General features: G+C 60.5%; 14 protein-coding genes. 5 read left to right on the forward strand and 9 right to left on the reverse strand.

Annotated features, from left to right (window positions below; all coding sequences use genetic code 11):
• Positions 1–119: 119 nt before the first annotated feature.
• The 3 genes from HYZ49_00100 to HYZ49_00110 all read right to left on the reverse strand — a co-directional run bounded on the left by HYZ49_00100 (position 120) and on the right by HYZ49_00110 (position 4,698).
• Positions 120–1,169 (reverse strand): hypothetical protein, encoded by a 1,050-nt coding sequence (locus tag HYZ49_00100; protein MBI3240683.1) that lies wholly within the window; start codon positions 1,167–1,169, stop codon positions 120–122.
• A 90-nt stretch (positions 1,170–1,259) separates the two neighbouring features.
• Positions 1,260–3,827, reverse strand: coding sequence for a DNA gyrase subunit A (gene gyrA, locus HYZ49_00105; GenBank protein ID MBI3240684.1), 2,568 nt, complete (start codon positions 3,825–3,827; stop codon positions 1,260–1,262).
• 133 nt (positions 3,828–3,960) lie between these two features.
• The gene (locus tag HYZ49_00110; GenBank protein ID MBI3240685.1) at positions 3,961–4,698 is read right to left on the reverse strand and encodes an SIMPL domain-containing protein; all 738 of its coding nucleotides are present in this window, start codon (positions 4,696–4,698) and stop codon (positions 3,961–3,963) included.
• A 215-nt stretch (positions 4,699–4,913) separates the two neighbouring features.
• Here HYZ49_00110 and HYZ49_00115 point away from each other — a divergent pair, with 215 nt between their 5' ends.
• The 5 genes from HYZ49_00115 to HYZ49_00135 all read left to right on the forward strand — a co-directional run bounded on the left by HYZ49_00115 (position 4,914) and on the right by HYZ49_00135 (position 9,036).
• A complete protein-coding gene (locus HYZ49_00115) occupies positions 4,914–5,489 on the forward strand; it encodes a hypothetical protein (GenBank protein ID MBI3240686.1) in 576 nt (191 codons plus the stop codon).
• A gap of 15 nt (positions 5,490–5,504) precedes the next feature.
• Positions 5,505–6,560, forward strand: coding sequence for a DUF4236 domain-containing protein (locus HYZ49_00120; protein ID MBI3240687.1), 1,056 nt, complete (start codon positions 5,505–5,507; stop codon positions 6,558–6,560).
• Between the two features lie 14 nt (positions 6,561–6,574).
• Positions 6,575–7,885 (forward strand): GGDEF domain-containing protein, encoded by a 1,311-nt coding sequence (locus HYZ49_00125; protein ID MBI3240688.1) that lies wholly within the window; start codon positions 6,575–6,577, stop codon positions 7,883–7,885.
• Positions 7,886–7,895: 10 nt separating this feature from the next.
• Positions 7,896–8,450 (forward strand): chromate transporter, encoded by a 555-nt coding sequence (locus tag HYZ49_00130; protein MBI3240689.1) that lies wholly within the window; start codon positions 7,896–7,898, stop codon positions 8,448–8,450.
• A gap of 199 nt (positions 8,451–8,649) precedes the next feature.
• Entirely contained in the window at positions 8,650–9,036 is a 387-nt protein-coding gene (locus tag HYZ49_00135; GenBank protein ID MBI3240690.1) for a hypothetical protein, read from the forward strand.
• A gap of 6 nt (positions 9,037–9,042) precedes the next feature.
• On the opposite strand, the gene HYZ49_00140 is transcribed toward HYZ49_00135, so the two are convergent.
• The 6 genes from HYZ49_00140 to ffh form a co-directional block, all read right to left on the reverse strand.
• Complete coding sequence (locus tag HYZ49_00140; GenBank protein MBI3240691.1) at positions 9,043–9,462, reverse strand: response regulator; 420 nt, start codon at positions 9,460–9,462, stop codon at positions 9,043–9,045.
• A 113-nt stretch (positions 9,463–9,575) separates the two neighbouring features.
• Positions 9,576–13,817 carry a DNA-directed RNA polymerase subunit beta' gene (rpoC, locus tag HYZ49_00145; protein MBI3240692.1) on the reverse strand — a complete coding sequence of 1,414 codons (4,242 nt, stop codon included), beginning with the start codon at positions 13,815–13,817 and terminating at the stop codon, positions 9,576–9,578.
• A 191-nt stretch (positions 13,818–14,008) separates the two neighbouring features.
• On the reverse strand, positions 14,009–14,560 hold the full coding sequence (rimM, locus tag HYZ49_00150) for a 16S rRNA processing protein RimM (GenBank protein MBI3240693.1): 552 nt from the start codon (positions 14,558–14,560) through the stop codon (positions 14,009–14,011).
• The gene (locus tag HYZ49_00155) at positions 14,557–14,784 is read right to left on the reverse strand and encodes a KH domain-containing protein (protein MBI3240694.1); all 228 of its coding nucleotides are present in this window, start codon (positions 14,782–14,784) and stop codon (positions 14,557–14,559) included. Before HYZ49_00155 ends, rimM begins: the two co-directional genes overlap by 4 nt.
• 79 nt (positions 14,785–14,863) lie before the next feature.
• Positions 14,864–15,280 (reverse strand): 30S ribosomal protein S16, encoded by a 417-nt coding sequence (gene rpsP, locus HYZ49_00160; protein MBI3240695.1) that lies wholly within the window; start codon positions 15,278–15,280, stop codon positions 14,864–14,866.
• A 121-nt stretch (positions 15,281–15,401) separates the two neighbouring features.
• The gene (gene ffh, locus HYZ49_00165) at positions 15,402–16,727 is read right to left on the reverse strand and encodes a signal recognition particle protein (GenBank protein ID MBI3240696.1); all 1,326 of its coding nucleotides are present in this window, start codon (positions 16,725–16,727) and stop codon (positions 15,402–15,404) included.
• Between the last annotated feature and the right edge of the window lie 105 nt (positions 16,728–16,832).

Below are 16,832 nucleotides of genomic sequence, written 5' to 3' on the forward strand. Positions count from 1 at the left end.
AAAAGCCGGCAACCCTCCCGTAACTTTCCCCGGAACAAGCGGCAACTTTGTATTGGGATGATTTTCTCCCCTCTCCTGCGACGTGCAGTTCGTCGTGGGACAGGGGTCGGGGGTGAGAGTCAACCCCACACCCTCTCAAACTCCCCAACACAAGGATTGCCCACCGTCGCCTCCATCGTCCCCTCCGTCAAATCAATCAGCGCCGAGAAGACGGTCTTCACGTTCGCGTCATGGCGGCAGAGCGTGGCCGGGGTTGAGTTGTGGTCGGCGAGGAAAGTTTTGAGCAGGGGCAGGGTGACGGGGCCGCCAGGGCGAGACCGTAGCAGTTCGCGGGCGCGGTCGTAGCGGCTCACCGATTTTTCGGTTTTGTCAGGATACTTCTCGTACTGTTTCATGCGCGGGTGAGTGTAGTGGTTGGTGTGAACGTGCCAGCCATCCTCAGGCAGGATTAATTCGTGGTCGGTGGCCGAGGCTTCCACACTGGCGATCTGGCCGTCGCCGGTTGAGATCAGGTTGTTGTAGGACGAAGCCCGGTCAGGGTGCAGGGCGATGTTCACCGCCTCGTCAAAGGTTCGGGCCGAGAGCAGGGCGCGGGCGATGAGCAGGCGGGGGATTCCGGGGCGCTCGTCGTTGGGCGAAAGTTCGTTGCCGGTCAGCGCCAACTTCGCCGCGTTCACGCCAATGCTCAGGAAAATTCCGCCAACGCCGATGGTGAACAGCCGAGGATGATCGGGCAAGTCCCAATCCACTGCCACCAGCTTGTCTTGCGAAGCCGGGTGCAGGTCGTTGTTGTGAGCCAGCAGAACGTGGCCGTCGGTGGCCGGGGCGCAGGCGGCAAAGTCGGAGCAACGGCTGGCCTTCTCCAGTTCAGGCTTCACCGGCTCGGGCGAGCCGCCGAAGAGTTCTTCAATTGAGATCGTGAAGAGATCGAGGAAGTCAATGTTTGCGCCCTCCGCGCCGCCGCGCAGTTCTTCGACGAGCCACGGAAAGGCGCGCTCGGTGGCGGTCAGGTAAGGCCGGGCGGCGTTTCGGTAGTCGTCCCAGCGCAGACCGTCGGGCAGGTGGGCCTGGGTTTCGGTGATCCAATCGCGCAAGGTGTCGGCGCAGGCCACGCCGATTTGCTGGCCGCAGGAATAGTGAGTGCCGGAGACTCTTAGAAGTTTGATCATAACGCGACCTCCCGCCGCAACCAAAGCAATCCACGAAGAACACGAAGCTTCACTAAGGAGCCTTAGTGTTCCTTTGTGTGACTTCGTGGATCAATCTCTTCTCTTCGCTTTGGCTTTTGGCGTCTCAGCCTTTATTAGCGCCATCTGCTTCCCGGACTCTGATTTTTTGCCGCGCGACTTCTTCTTCGGCGGTTCAGGAAGGGCCACCTCCAGGCGCGGCAGGAACGGCAGAATGGCTTCCACGGCGTCGCCGGGTTTGAGCTTGATCACGGTTCCCCCGCGAGCCGGCCTCCCCCGGCGCGGCGCTTCGTCGAACTTGCCGACGCGCGCCCCGCCTTTCGTCATCATCACCAGCTTGTCGTTTGGCGAGCCAATCGCCGCGCCCACAATCTTTGCTTTGCCCATCACCGCCATCGCCATCGTGCCCACGCCGTAGCGCCCCTGAGTCGGAAAATCTTTCAGCGGCACGCGCTTGCCCATGCCAACGTCGGTGATGATGAAGGCTTCGGCTTTCGGGTCAACGACGCTCATCGCTACAATCACATCACCCGGCTTGGCCAGCTTGATAGCCTGCACGCCCGCCGCGCCCGCGCCCATCGCCCGCACTTCGGTCTCGCTGAAGCGGATGCTCTGGCCGAGGGCCGAGATCAATAGCACTTCATCGTTGCCGTTCGATAGGCCTGCCGAGACAATCTGATCGTCTTCGCTCACGCTCATCACCTCGCCCACTTTGGACGATGGGGCCGGGAGGTCCTGGGCGGCGATTTTCTTGATCATGCCCTTCGCCGTGGCGGCAATCAAAAACGTCCCGGTGGTGGCCGCCTCTGTTTCCTCACCGTTTGTGGTTGTTCGGGCCTCGGCTGGAACGGCCACCGCCGTCACCACCCGCGCCGCCGAGTCCAGCGGGCCGAGGGCCGAGAACGGCGTGCCGTTGGCCGGGTCATCGCTTTCAGGGATCGAATAAACCGAGATGGCCGAGGTTCGGCCTTTTTGGGTGATGAGATACAGCAGGTCGCGAGTGTTGGCTTGAACGAGAGCGCGCGGGGCGTCGTCTTTGGCGGGCTTGGGTTGTTTGCCGCCATAAGCCCGTGAGAGCAGACCGGAGCGGGTGAGCGTCACCCAGGCCGTTTCGTCCGGCACGAGGTCTGCTGCTTTCATCGAGGCCCGTTTGCTGGCATCCACAATCTGAGTGCGCCGCCGGTCACTGTATTTCCGTTTCAATTCCTTCAACTCTTCGGAAATCACTTCGCGCATCAACTTGGGCGAAGCCAGCAATTTCTCAAGATGCTTGATCAACGCCTTCTTCTCTTTGTATTCGTCTTCGATCTTTTGCCGTTCGAGTTGGGCCAGGCGCTTGAGCGGCATGTCGAGAATGGCATTCGTTTGCAGTTCGCTCAACTTGAAGCGCTTCATTAATCGCGCTCGCGCTTCTTCGGTGTCTTTGGAGTTGCGAATGATGCGGATGACATCGTCCAGATGTTTGAGGGCGATGAGCAGACCTTCGAGGATGTGGGCGCGTTCTTTGGCTCGAGCCAGGTCGAACTCAGTGCGCCGCTTCACGACTTCCAGCCGGTGATCGAGAAAGACGCGCAGAGCCTGCTTAAGGGTGAGCGTGCGCGGCTCGCCGCCCACCAGGGCCAGCAGGTTGATGCTGAACGTGCCCTGCATGGGCGTGTGCTTGAACAAGGCGGCGATGAGTTTATCGGGGTCGGCGGTCTTGCTCAGTTCGATGACGATTCTCATGCCCTGCCGGTCGGATTCGTCGCGCAGGTCGGCCAGGCCTTCCAGTCGCCCGTCGCGGGCCAGTTCGGCGATGCGCTCGATAAGCGACGACTTGTTGGTTTGATACGGCAGTTCGGCGACGATGAGGCGGCTTCGCCCGCGCTCCATCTCTTCGACGTGGACTTTGGCCTGCACCACGATCTTGCCCCGGCCCGTTCCATAAGCGGCGGCCAGCCCTTCCTCTTCGTCGGTTGATTTGAGAATCACGCCGCCGGTCGGGAAGTCCGGCCCCTGAATGAACTTCATCAGGTCTTCCACCGAGACATCGTCGAGCTTCGTCCACTGCTGAAGCATGTAGAGCAGAGCCTCAATCACTTCGCCCAGATTGTGCGGCGGAATGGACGTGGCCATGCCCACGGCGATGCCGGTGGCCCCGTTGATCAACAGGTTGGGCAGGGAGGCGGGCAGAACTTCCGGCTCGGTGAGGGTGTCGTCGAAATTGGAAACGAAGTCAACCGTGTCCTTGTCAATCGTATCCAACATCTCGGCGGCGGCGCTATGCAGGCGGGCCTCGGTGTAACGCATGGCGGCGGGCGCGTCGCCGTCTATCGAGCCAAAATTGCCCTGACCGTCCACCAGCAGATAGCGCATCGAAAAATCCTGCGCCAGGCGGGCCATGGTGTCGTACACCGCCGCGTCGCCGTGCGGGTGATACTTGCCCAGCACTTCGCCGACGATGCGAGCCGATTTTTTGTAGGGCGTGTCGGGGCGGATGCCCATGTCGTGCATGGCGTAGAGAATGCGCCGCTGAACGGGCTTGAGGCCGTCGCGGGCGTCGGGCAGGGCGCGCGAGACAATGACCGACATGGCGTACGAGAGGTACGCGCTTTGCATTTCGTGTTCAATATCAACTTTGCGGATGAGGCCTGCGTCCATGAAGCACCTGGGGTTGGAGATTAGAGAATTGGAGATTGGAGGTAGCGGGAGGATTTTATCATAGTGAGGAAGCGAAAAACAAAAATGCCGCAGACTCCTCTGCGGCATCAATAACGAATAACCAATAACCCTTCTACTTGATCTCGTACGTCACACTCACCTGCAAGTTCACCTGAATTTGCCCGGTGGACACCGGCACGGGCGCGCCGCCACCAACACCGGCGGCCAACCCTTTCACGTCCGCCGCATAAATTACGGGCGGGGCGCTGGTGTATTCGCTGATGGACATCGGCCCGCCGAGAGTCACCCCGGCGGCTTTCGCCAGTTGCTCGGCGCGAGCCTTGGCGTCGGCCATGGCCTTGTCGCGAGCTTCGGCTTCGAGCTTGGATTGATCACTGACGCTGAAGCTCACGCCGTAGATGTTGTTGGCCCCGGCGGCCACGGCCTTGCCTAGCGCATCGCCCACCTTGTTGAGGTCGCGTACGGTGATGGTTACGGTGTTGTCGGCCACGTAGGTGATGTTGGTGGGCTGACCGTTGGTGTCGTAGTTCTGCTGGGCGTACACCGAGAAGTTCGCGGTCTGAATGTCTTTCTCGTCAATACCCAACTCTTTGAGGGCGGCAATGATGGCCTGCATCTTATCGGTGTTCTCGCTGACTGCCGCGCCCGGATTCTCGTTGCGGGTCTGCACGCCGACACTGGCCACGGCGATGTCGGGCGTGCCAAAAGCCACACCATTGCCGGTGACGGCGACGGTCTTGGAAGGTGATTGATCGCCTCCGCCAGCCAGGGGCGTGCCACAGGCGCTGAGGACGAGCAGGCCGACAATGGCGGCCAGAACAATTGAAACGAATTTGATTTTGTGGGGCATGTTTTCTTCTCCTGTTATTGGTTGTTTGTTACGGTTGAGACGCCGAGGGTGGGGCTTTGGTTCCCGGCTAATCACTTTCAACGGATGGCTAAACAGACGTTTGAGCCAGTGTAGCTCAGATTGAAATACTGGTGGGTCAGGAGCGCCCAACAAAACAATAGCCGAAGGAATCTGTTGAAGGCTCACCAGCATTCAACTGCGCTATAATCACGCCCATGACCGACAAAACCGCTCAATTCCTTCCCTTTCATGCCCTCAACGAGTTCATGCGCCACGATTACCGGCTGACGGTGATCCGCACGGCCCTGAACGCTCTGCCCGGTTTGCCCGGCCACTTTCGCCAGCCGATTGACAAGATGACCAAACAGGTAGTGCGCGTGCCGGGCTTTCGCAACGGGGCGCAAGCGCCGGCCTCGCTGAAAGTTGTGCCCGTCGCCGAAGCTTTTGGCAAAAGCCCGGAACTGGTGGCCGCCATTTTGGCGGCCTGGGCCGAGGCCAGGACGGATCTGCGCCAGCAGGTTTACGACTTGCTCAAGGGACGCGGCTGGGAAGTTCTGCCGCCGGAGGCCGACCGCGCGAAGTTGCCCGGCTTCCTCACCAAGTGGCCGAAGGGTGAAGACTTTGATTTGCTCAACAAAGCTTTTGCCGAAGCACACCCGGACTCTACAGCCACGACCGACGATGTGAGTTTGATGGCCGTGTGGGTAAGCGGGCGTTTGCCGTTGGAAGCGGAAGAAGAGACAACGGATGAAACGGATAGAACGGATACAATGAACACAACGAATGAATAGGCTGACAAACTAACCATGTCCTTCCGACTCAACAAACGAATCAACATCGGCAAATTCTTGCGGCTCAACATCAGCAAGAGCGGGGTAAGCGTGAGCGCAGGCGTGCCGGGCGCGCGCGTCACCGCCGGGCCGGGCGGCAAGCGCCTCACGCTGGGCATCCCCGGAACCGGCATCAGCTACGTCAAGAAGCTCGACGAGCCGAAGAAAAAGAAGACGACGACTCGAACACCACGGGCGAAGGCCGCGCCGCCCGAACCCGAGCCGGAAGAATTTGCCCCGACTCCGGTCGCGCCGACTCCCGGCCCCTTTGCGCCCGCTGAAGAATTGGCCTTCGCGCAAGGTCTGGCCGACTATCAAACAGGGAAAGAGGCCGAGTCCCTTTCCCATTTTGTGGCGGCGGCCCCGTCCGAGCCGGGCGCGGCCATTCTGGCCTCCGCCATTTTGCTGGAGCAGAATCGAACGCCGGGTCTGGCCCAGGCCGAGTCGTTGCTGGAAGGCGTGTTGGAACGCGACGAGTCCTTGCCAACGCCGCTCATGGAAAAGTATGCGCTCGACGCGTCCCTCCAGGTCAACATCACACCGGGCGTTCAAGCCAACGTGCCGCTGGGCGGGTTGGCGGCGACGCTCTTGCTGGCCGAGGTCTATCAGGCGCGCAACAAACTCGACGAGGCGATGGACGTGCTGGAAGGCGTGCAGGATGTGGTGGCTGACCCGGCCCTCACGCTCTCCATTTGCGAGTTGTACGGCCTGCGCGAAATCTGGGACGGCATTGTGGAACGCGCCAGCCGGACGGCAGTGACTGACGACGTGACCTTTGAGACGATGATCTGGTACGGGCGGGCGATGCAGGGCAAGAGCCTGCACGAGGCGGCAGTCACCATCTTCACCGAACTACTCAAAAAGAAAAAAGATCGTCGCCCCAGTTTGCTGGCCGAAGCCACCTACTGGCGAGCGATTTCGTATGAGGCGCTTGGCAAGAAGAGTCAGGCCAATCGTGAATTCCAAAAAGTGTACGCCCTCTCGCCCAACTTGCGCGATGTGGCGGCGCGGATCAGCCCGGCCAACGTTTGAGGTGAAGGGAGTCTATGCCTGCTGTTTATTTTGCCATTGGCCTGCTCAACCTGATTCTGTCCATCGTCGTGGTCGGCGCGGTGGTCCGCTTCTGGTGGCGGCACCGCCACGAGGGGTTGAGCATTGGTTGGTGGTTGTTGGCGCTGGCCTTCGGCGCGTTCGCCGTATCTGAGACATTGGAGTTCCGCCGCCTCATTTCGGACGGCGAGGCCCTCAACAACCTGGAGCTGACCTCCCGCTTCGTCTTCATGGGCATCTTGATCTACGGCCTCTCGCGCCTCTTCGACGACGTGCTGTCGGCCAAACAAAAATTGCTTGACGAGGCGCAAAACACTATCCGCTTGCAGGCGGAGGCTATGCGCCAGGGCCAGGAACTGCAACTGCTTCACAACACTCTTCAATCCTTGATCGGCACGCTGGAATTGGAAAAAGTTTTGCAGGAACTCTGCCAGTCCACCCGCGATCTCATCGGCGCCGACAGCGTCTCGGTTCGCTTGCCCACGCCCATGGCCGACGGTTTCCGTTTTGTCGTTGATTTCGCCTCAGCCCTCAAATCCAAACCCAACCGCCTCGACCCGCGCATTGATGCCCTGTGCTGGAAAGTGGTGCAGGCCGGGCGACCGGCCATCATCGAAGACGCCCCCAGCCACCCCATGTTCGGCCCCGAAGTGCCGCCCTGGCTCAAAGCCCTGGGCGCGTTTCCTCTGCGGCGCGGCCCGGAAGTGATTGGCGTGCTGACAACCGTGTTCGAGAAGCCGCGCCTGCTCACCGTCGCCGAGCAACGCCTGCTGGCGGCGCTGGCCGATCAGGCCGCCATTGCCGTGCATAACGCCCAATTGCACGAGCGCGCCGAGCGCAACGCCCGCACCGACAGCCTCACCGGCCTGGCCAACCGCCGCCACTTCGACGAGATCCTCAACGCCGAAGTCCGCCGCGCCCAGCGCAACCAGACTCCGATTTCGCTGATGATGATTGACCTCGACGATTTCAAAGTCCACAACGACCGTTACGGTCACTTGGCCGGCGACGTGATCCTGCGCGCCTTCGCCGACCTGCTCCGGCAACAGGCGCGGGTGAGCGACCTGGTGGTGCGTTACGGCGGCGATGAGTTTGTGGTCGTCATGCCCGAAACCAACACCGCCGAGGCCGAGCACGCCGCCAACCGGATTCGCGAAGCGGCCAGCCACTACAGCGTCGAATGGGACGGAGTCCACATTCCGATTCGGGCCAGTGTGGGTGTGGCCGGCTGGGAGCAGGGGCGCTTGCCGGAGCCGGAAGAACTGATCGAGGCCGCCGACGTGGCCTTGTACGCGCACAAAAATTGATGGAGTGGAAATGCTATTGTGGGATATTTTTACCCTCTTCACCCGCGTGGCTCTGTTCTCGTGGGGCGGCGGCCCGGCCTCGCTGGCCCTCATGCAACGCGAAACTACAGCCGCCGGTTGGGTGACATCGGCTGAATTTGCCGACGCAGTAGCCGTTGGCAACGCCCTACCTGGCCCGATTGCCCCCCAAGTCTCGGCCTACGTAGGCTACAAGCTGGCCGGAGTCGCCGGGGCAATCGCCGCGGCGGGGGGAACCGTTTTGCCCACTACCCTCCTGATGCTGATCATGGTCGTCTTCTTCTTCGGCATCAAAGACAGCCCGAATGTCAAAGCCATGCTCACCGCCGTCCGCCCGGTCGTCATCGGCCTGCTGGTGTGGACGGCCTACGACATGGCCGGCACCGTCTTTGGCGTCAAGAAGCTGGGCTGGGGCGTTGCCATGACTCAAGGCTGGGATAAGCTCATCATCGTGGCCGCTTCATTTGGCCTGCTCACTTTCACGACGATCAACCCGGTCTTCATCATCCTCGGCGCGGCAGTGCTGGGGCTGGTTGTCTACAGATAGCAACCACCGATTTCACGGATTACACTGATTACAATTCCCAATCCGTGAAATCCGCGGTTAAAACCCAGGAGGTCGTTATGGTAGTCACAGGAGGCGGTGGCGGAATCTCATTCCCGTTTGGCGGCGTTGCCGGGCTGTGCCTGGGAGCCTTGTTCATCCTGGCCGTCGTCTTTGCCGTCAAATACTTTTTGGACAATTGATGGCCCTGGCCGGCTCCCGCCATCTCATTATCGCCTGCGACCGCTGTGGCCGTGCCGCCGCCGAGTTCTCGCTCCTGCCGGCTTCCGTCAAAGGCGAAGGCCTATGGCAAGATCGCGACCGGCTGGAGCGCACCGATTTTATAGGCGCAGTGACCAAGTTCGGCGGCGCCGAGGAACTGACGGCGCTTTTCGAGGCCCTTCGAAGCGGTGATTACGAAGCCGCCTGCCGGTTCGATATTGATTTTGTGGCCTTCCATTGCTGGTCGTGCGGGAAGAGTTATTGCGAAGCTTGCTGGCAGATCGGCCCGCCGGTGTTCGACGAGGGGTTTTACGATTACACGCTGGGGACTTGCCCGGAAGGGCACGAGCAGACGGTGGATGATTGAACCAATCTAAGCCGGCCCCGCCTGCGGCAGGTAGTTCTGCACCAGCCGTCCCAGCCGGTCGAGATCAAACGGCTTGAAGAGGTAGTCGTTGCACCCGGCCACCATCTCCGAACAACGCTCGCTCAGTCGGAGCGCGCCGGTGATGGCGATGACGGGCATGGTTTCGGTCTGCTTGCTGGCCCGTAAATGCCGGAGCGTGTCCAGGCCGTCCATGCCGGGCATGTCAAAGTCGAGCAGAATCAGCTCCGGCAGGCCGGTGTCGGCCAGTTGGACGCCCTGCCAGCCGTTTTCGGCAAAGCAAAAGACGAATTCCCCAAACCGGGCCAGGCACAATTCCACAATGCGCCTCAGGTTGGGGTCGTCGTCAATCACTAAAACCAGGTGCGGGGAAACCTTCTGGTTGTCGGGCTGATAATTCTCATTCATGGCTGGTTATAACTATATATCGCCTTTGGGCTGAAAAAGTTACGTTTTTAGCCAAAACAAAACCACCCTTCACTAATTGGCTCAAGTGAAGGGTGGTTGTCGTTAGAGTTGCCCTATTCGGCGGCTGTGGGTTCGTCCAAAGTTGCCACTTCAGACTCGGCCCCACCTTCGATCTGGTCCTTGTCGTGATACACCCAGTAGCCCGTTCCAGCCGGGATGAGCTTGCCGATGATCACGTTCTCTTTCAGGCCAAAGAGTCCGTCCGACTTGCCTTCAATAGCGGCTCCGGCCAGCACCTTGATGGTGTGCTGGAAGGACGAGGCCGAGAGGAAGGAGTCGGTGGCCAGCGAGGCGCGGGTGACGCCCAGCAGGGCCGGGACGGAAGTAGCCGTCTGTTTGCCATCGGCGGCCAGCTTCTCGTTCATCTCTTTGAACTCGGCCCGGTCAATCAGTTCGCCGGGCAGGAGGTTGGTGTCGCCGGGGCGGACGATCTGCACCCGCGACAGCATCTTGCGGACGATGACCTCGAAGTGCTTGTCGTTGATGTTCTGGCCCTGCGAGCGGTAGACCTTCTGCATTTCAGTCAGGAAGTACAGTTCGCACGCCTCGCGGCCCAGGATGCGCAGGATGCGGTGCGGGTTCTGCGAGCCTTCGGTCAGGCTCTCGCCGGCGCGCACTTCCTGGTGATCCACCACCAGCAGGCGCGAGTTGGTCGGAATGTCGTACTCCTGCTCCTCACGAATTTCGCGGATGATGATGATCGAGTTTTCCTTGCGCTTCACCTTGCCGCCATGCTCGGCCAGCACCTGGCTGTCGCCGCGCTGGGCCAGCAGGGCGCCGTCCGGCACTTCCTCGCCGTCTTCCACTTTCACCGCCCAATTGCCGGGCACTTCGTACTCGTCGCGCAGGGTGGTGCTGTTCACGACCTTGACGACCTTCGAGCCGCCGGTCTTGTCGGCGCGAATGACTTCCACGATGCCGTCAATGTCGGTGACGACGGCCTCGCCCTTCGGCTTCTTGCGGGCCTCGAACAGTTCTTCCACGCGCGGCAGGCCGCTGGTGATGTCGCCGCCGGCGGCCACACCACCGGTGTGGAACGTGCGGAGCGTCAACTGCGTGCCCGGCTCGCCGATGGACTGGGCGGCCACAATGCCGACCGCTGAACCGACCTCCACCAGCTTGCCCCGGCCCAGGTCGCGCCCGTAGCACATGGCGCAAATGCCGCGCCGTTCCTGGCAGTGAAGCGGCGAGCGCATAAACACCTGATCAATGGACGAAGCCTGAATCTTCAAAGCGATCGCTTCGCTGACCTCTTCATTACGATTGACAAGCAACTCGCCGGTCTTGGGATCGACGATCTTGGCCGCCGCCATGCGGCCCAGAATCCGGTCGTACAAGGTTTGGCCGGCCACGTCGTCCTTGCGCCGGATGTAAGCCCCGCCTTCCGTGCCACAATCAATGCTGTTGACGATCAAATCCTGGGCCACGTCCACCAGGCGGCGGGTGAGGTAACCGGCGTCGGCGGTGCGGAGGGCAGTGTCGGCCAGACCTTTGCGCGCACCGTGAGTCGAGATGAAGTATTCCAGCGCCCGCAAGCCTTCGCGGAAGTTCGAGCGGATGGGCAGGGGGATGATGCGCCCGGACGGGTCGGCCATCAAACCGCGCATGCCAGCCAACTGGGTGATCGGGCTGAAACCGCCTTTGGTGGCCCCGGATTTTGCCATCACTGCCAGCGAGCCGGTTGGGTCCAGGTTGGCCGAAACGGCCTTCGCCACTTCGTCGCGGGCCTTCGTCCACAGTTCGATGACGCGGTCGGTCTGTTCTTGTTCGGTGAGCAGGCCGCGCCGGAATTGCTTCTCGACCTCGGCCACTTCTTCTTCGGTGCGGCCAACAATCTCGGCTTTGGCCGCCGGGACAGAAAGATCGGACACGGCAATGGTGGTGCCGGAGCGGGTGGCGTAGGCGAAGCCGATGTTCTTGATTTGATCCACGACTTCAGTCGTCACTTCACTGCCGACGACCTGATAGCACTTGGTCACCAGCTTTTGCAGGCCGCTCTTGTCGAGCAGGTCGTTTACGAAGCGCATCTCTTCGGGCAAGACGCGATTGAACAACGCCCGTCCCACCGAGGTTTCGATCAGGCGCTTGCGCGGTTTGCTGTCGGCGAAGCGCTGGCCCTGCTCGTTGTAGTGGGTGGGCAGGTAGAGCTTGATCTTGGCGTGAATGTCAACCTGGGCCAGGCTGTAGGCCATCTCCACTTCGTCCAGGTCGCCAAACACGCGGCCTTCGCCCTTGCGCCCTTCGCGCAACATGGTGAGGTAATAGACGCCCAGCACCATGTCTTTGGCCGGGCCGACGACGGGTTCACCGTCTGCCGGTTTAAGCAAATTCTGGGTGGAAAGCATCAACGTGCGGGCTTCTTCCACGGCTTTGCGCGAGAGCGGAATGTGAATCGCCATCTGGTCGCCGTCGAAGTCGGCGTTGAAGGCCGAGCAGGCCAGCGGGTGCAGATGGATGGCTTTGCCTTCGACCAGCACCGGCTCAAAGGCCTGGATGCCCAGGCGGTGCAGGGTGGGGGCGCGGTTGAGCAGAACCGGCCTGTCCTTGATCACCTCTTCCAGCACTTCCCACACTTCGGGCCGTTCCTTTTCGATAATGCGTTTAGCGCCCTTCACGTTCGAGGCGAAGTTGTACTCGACCAGCTTGGCGATGACGAACGGGCGATACAGTTCGAGGGCCATGATGCGCGGCAGGCCGCACTGGTGCAGTTTGAGCTTCGCGCCGACCACAATCACCGAGCGGCCCGAATAGTCCACGCGCTTGCCGAGCAGGTTGCGGCGGAAGCGGCCCTTCTTGCCTTTGAGCATGTCGCTGAGCGACTTAAGCTCGCGGCGGCCCCGGCGCGAGAGCGCCTTGCCGCGCTGGCTGTTGTCAATCAGCGAGTCGACGGCCTCCTGCAACATGCGTTTCTCGTTGCGCACAATCACGTCCGGCGCGCCGAGTTCGAGCAGGCGCTTGAGGCGGTTGTTGCGGTTGATGACGCGGCGGTACAGGTCGTTCAGGTCGGAGGTGGCAAAGCGACCGCCGTCCAACTGCACCATCGGGCGCAGGTCGGGCGGGATGACGGGCAGGATGGTGAGGATCATCCACTCGGGCCGGTTGCCGGAGCGGCGGAGAGCTTCCACCACCTTGAGCCGCTTGATGGCCTTCTTCTTACGTTGCTTGGACTTGGTAGTGCGGACTTCGTGCCACAGTTCCTTGCCCAGCCTGTCCAAATCCAGCGAGCGCAAAATGTCGTGGAAGGCTTCAGCGCCCATGTCGGCCTTGAACACCTGTCCCCACTTCTGCTTGAGTTCGCGGTACTTGCTCTCGCCGAGGAACATCATGTGGTGCAGGCTGATCAGCTCTTCGCGTTCCTTGTCTACGTTCTTGCGGCTTCCCGCCGACACGTCTTCGAGCGAGTTGCGAAGCTGAACGATCTGGTCTTCGGCCTCGGCCTTGACCTTTTCAACGTCCATCTTCAAGGCGTCCACTTTGACGTCGCGCTTTTCTTTGAGGGCCGTTTCGATCTCGCCCAGGCGGGCCTGGACAGCCTTATTGAGAGCAGTGAGGTGCTTGCGGGAGATGGTCTCGCCTTCATCGGCGATCACGGCTTTGGTCGGCTCAAAGTCAATCGGCTTGCGGATGGTAGTGTCCATCTTGTCTTCGAGCGACTTCTGAACCTTCTGGCCTTCTTTCACCAACGGCTCGACCTTCTCGGCTACGTCGGCTTCGTACTTCTCATTAATGCCGTCAATTTTGGCCTTGAGGTCGCTGATCTTTTTGTCGCGAGCGCCTTTGGCGGCCACGATCTTGGCGTTGATCTCGTCGGCCTGCCGTTTCTCCTCGCGTTGAATTTCCTCGTCCAGCCGCTTGAGGGCCTTCTGGCGGGCGTCTTCGTCAACGTGAGTGATGACGTATTGAGCGAAGTAGAGGACGCGATCCAGATTGCGGCGCGACACATCAAGCAAAACGCCCAGGTACGACGGCACGCGGCGGGTGTACCAGACGTGGGCCACCGGAGCGGCCAGCTCGATGTGCCCCATTCGTTCGCGGCGGACGGACGAGCGAGTCACCTCCACGCCGCACTTGTCGCAGATGATGCCCTTGTAGCGGACGTTCTTATATTTGCCGCAGTAGCATTGCCAGTCCTTTGTCGGGCCAAAGATGGCTTCGCAGAACAAACCGTCTTTCTCGGGCCGCAGCCGCCGGTAGTTGATCGTCTCCGGCTTGAGGACTTCGCCGTACGACCACGACTTGATCTGGTCTGGCGAAGCCAAACTAATTTTCAACGCGCGCAAGCTTTTAGGTTCCACTAGAGGCCTCCAGGAAAAATGATCTAAACGCTATTTATCGAACATTCGTGCTATACCTGAGACAAAGCAAAACGAGCGCATCGAGTTTATTTTTCTCGAAGCGCTCTATGTGCTGGGGAATAAGGTTGACTGAATTTTAATCGCAAACGCCCGAATGTCAATAGACGATTTCTATTAAGGTTTGATAAGAACTACCGCAAGCCTTCCATCAAGTGAACCATTATTTGCCCGGATTCAATCTTGAGAATGACCGACTTGATGGCAGGAAGCAAAAGCTCGCCGTCCGGCCCGTTCACGACATACACATCGTTGGCCCCGGTCTCCAAAATTTCGGTGACCATCCCCAGCGCCTCGCCCTCATCGGTGACAACTTTCAGGCCAATGATCTGATGGTGATAATACTCGCCCGGTTTGAGCGGGGCGGCGTCGGTAATGGCGACAAAGATGATCTCGCCCCGGAGCGATTCGGCGGTAGCGCGATCATCGTAGCCGCCGACCTTGATCAACAGTTGACTCCGGTGAAGCCGACTCTTTTCCAGGCGCAGAGGAGTGTGAGTTTCGCCGACATACACCGTTTCCACCTCGGCCAGGTGGGTCGGCGAGTCGGTGTGAACTTCAAGCAGAAGCTCGCCGCGAACGCCGTGCGGGCGAAGCACCTTGCCAACGGCCAGAAAGCGCGGTTGAGCAGTCGAGGCTTTGCTTTTATTTCGTCGCCGGGTTGGGCGATGATCCGTCGAGGTCACTCGATTTCAAGCTGAACACGTTGCCGGTCGCGGGCGGCGGCAGTGCGCACCAGCGTCCGGATGGCATTGGCTACTTTGCCGCCTTTGCCGATAATGCGGCCCATGTCCTCTTCGGCCACGTGCAGTTGAATGATGACCTGCCCGCCTTCGTCAAATTCTTTCACTTTGACCTGATCGGGGTGATCGGCTAGCGAGCGAGCAATGTAGATGACGAGGTCTTTCATAAGACAGTGAACAGCAGGCAGTGGGCAGTAGGCAGTTGACGCTTGCCTGCCTTCTGCTCACTGCCTGCCGCCTTAAAAACTAACTGGCTGTTGCCGCCGCTTCCTTGGCTTTAGCCTTCTTGGACTTGCCCTTCGAAGCCTGGCCGGTGTTCTCGTCGCGGCGGGTCTTCATATTCACAGTCCGGGCCGCCGCGGCGGCCTCGGCCTCAGCCACCAGCATCTCCAGCGCTTCGCCTTTGCGAAGCCGGGCCAGCCGATCCAACGTGCCGCTGTTTTTGAATATGCGGGCCACCGGTTCGGAAGGTTGGGCGCCATTCTTGAGGTGGTGCAGGGCGCGGGCCTCATTCACTTTGATGTAGGCCGGGTTGGTGCGCGGATTGTACTCGCCCACCACTTCCAGAAATCGGCCATCGCGGGGGTGCTCCTGCTCGGCCACCACCAGCCGGTAAACGGGCTGGGCTTTCGCGCCTTCACGGCGCAATCGGATACGAAGCATGTTGTCGAACTCCTCTTGTTCTAAATCGTTGACGGTTGCCCAGTCGTCGCCGTTTGCGGGCACTCTCCCGGAGAGTCGGCTGAAGGGAGCCGCGGGAGGTTGCCGGCAAGGGCGACATGAGCTAACGGAAATTTCTAAATAAGTCTTGCAGGCCCCGGCCTTTGTTCCGGCCAAGTTGTTTCATCATTTTCTGCATGTCGCGGAACTGCTTGACCAGCTGGTTGATCTCCTGCACCGATGTGCCCGACCCGGCGGCCACGCGCCGCTTGCGGCTGGCGTTGAGCACTTGCGGGTTATAACGCTCGTGAGGCGTCATCGAGTTGATGATGGCCTCGGTGCGGTTGAGACTGCGATCCAGGTCTTGCTGATCAATTTGGCCCGCCATCTTGTTCATGCCGGGAACCATCTCCAGCACTTGCCCCAGCGGCCCCATCTTCTTGATCTGCTTCATCTGGTCGCGGAAATCTTCCAGCGTAAACTCGCCGGAAGTTAGTTTCTCTTGCGCCTTCAACGCCTCCTGGGCATCGAAGACCGTCTGGGCTTTTTCGATCAGGCCCAGCATGTCGCCCATGCCCAGGATGCGCCCGCTCAGCCGATCCGGCGCGAAGACTTCGATGCCGTCTATCTTCTCGCTTGTGCCCAGGAACTTGATCGGCACGCCTGTCACCGAGCGCATGGAAATGGCCGCGCCGCCGCGCGCGTCACCGTCCACTTTCGTCAGGATCAGGCCAGTGAGACCAAGCTTCTTGTTGAAGCCGTCGGCGATGCGAACCGCTTCCTGGCCGGTCATTGAGTCGGCCACCAGCAGAACTTCGCCGGGCGTCGTTCGCTCTTTGACAGCCAGCACTTCGGACATCATCATCGTGTCAATCTGCAAACGTCCGGCAGTGTCGAGGATGACAACCGTATAGCCGATATCGCCGGCGTGCTTGACGGCTTTGGCGCACAGGTCAGCGGGCATGTCCGGCCCGCTGAACACCGGCACGTCAATCTGTGTGCCGAGAGTCTTCAATTGTTCTGCCGCCGCCGGGCGGTACGGATCAGCGGCGACGAGCAAGGGCTTTTGGCCTTGAGTCCGCAGCCAGCGGGCCAGCTTGGCGGCCATCGTCGTCTTGCCTGCGCCCTGCAAACCCACCAGCATGATCACCCGCGGCGGCTGGCCGCTCAGGTTCAGCTTACCCGGCTCGCCCAGCGTAGCGATCAATTCTTCGTGAACGATCTTGATCACCTGCTGGCCGGGGTTTAAGGCCCGCGACACTTCGGCGCCAATCGAGCGCTCGCGCACCCGCGCCAAAAATTCTTTGACGACGGTAAAGTTAACGTCGGCTTCGAGCAGGGCCAGGCGCACTTCGCGCAAGGCGGCATCCACGTCGGCCTCGCTTAGTTTGCCGCGCCGGGTGATTTCCTTGAAAACGTTTTGTAGCTTGTCGCTAAGGTTTTTGAACATCAGGTGACACAATGCGACGGGGCAAATGGCCCCGTCAGCGGAACGGCATTGTAACGCGGGCTAAATCATCCGTCAAGCGGCGCGCCGGGTTTTTTAGCATATAAT

This window comes from Chloroflexota bacterium (assembly GCA_016197225.1).
Lineage (GTDB): Bacteria > Chloroflexota > Anaerolineae > Anaerolineales > VGOW01 > VGOW01.

Coding starts and splice junctions, on each gene's coding strand:
- HYZ49_00120 (MBI3240687.1), top strand. CDS start 5,505: ATGTCCTTCCGACTCAACAAACGAATCAACATCGGCAAATTCTTGCGG.
- HYZ49_00135 (MBI3240690.1), top strand. CDS start 8,650: ATGGCCCTGGCCGGCTCCCGCCATCTCATTATCGCCTGCGACCGCTGT.
- HYZ49_00140 (MBI3240691.1), bottom strand. CDS start 9,462: ATGAATGAGAATTATCAGCCCGACAACCAGAAGGTTTCCCCGCACCTG.
- HYZ49_00100 (MBI3240683.1), bottom strand. CDS start 1,169: ATGATCAAACTTCTAAGAGTCTCCGGCACTCACTATTCCTGCGGCCAG.
- gyrA (MBI3240684.1), bottom strand. CDS start 3,827: ATGGACGCAGGCCTCATCCGCAAAGTTGATATTGAACACGAAATGCAA.
- rpsP (MBI3240695.1), bottom strand. CDS start 15,280: ATGCTTCGTATCCGATTGCGCCGTGAAGGCGCGAAAGCCCAGCCCGTT.
- HYZ49_00155 (MBI3240694.1), bottom strand. CDS start 14,784: ATGAAAGACCTCGTCATCTACATTGCTCGCTCGCTAGCCGATCACCCC.
- HYZ49_00115 (MBI3240686.1), top strand. CDS start 4,914: ATGACCGACAAAACCGCTCAATTCCTTCCCTTTCATGCCCTCAACGAG.
- HYZ49_00125 (MBI3240688.1), top strand. CDS start 6,575: ATGCCTGCTGTTTATTTTGCCATTGGCCTGCTCAACCTGATTCTGTCC.
- HYZ49_00110 (MBI3240685.1), bottom strand. CDS start 4,698: ATGCCCCACAAAATCAAATTCGTTTCAATTGTTCTGGCCGCCATTGTC.
- ffh (MBI3240696.1), bottom strand. CDS start 16,727: ATGTTCAAAAACCTTAGCGACAAGCTACAAAACGTTTTCAAGGAAATC.
- HYZ49_00130 (MBI3240689.1), top strand. CDS start 7,896: ATGCTATTGTGGGATATTTTTACCCTCTTCACCCGCGTGGCTCTGTTC.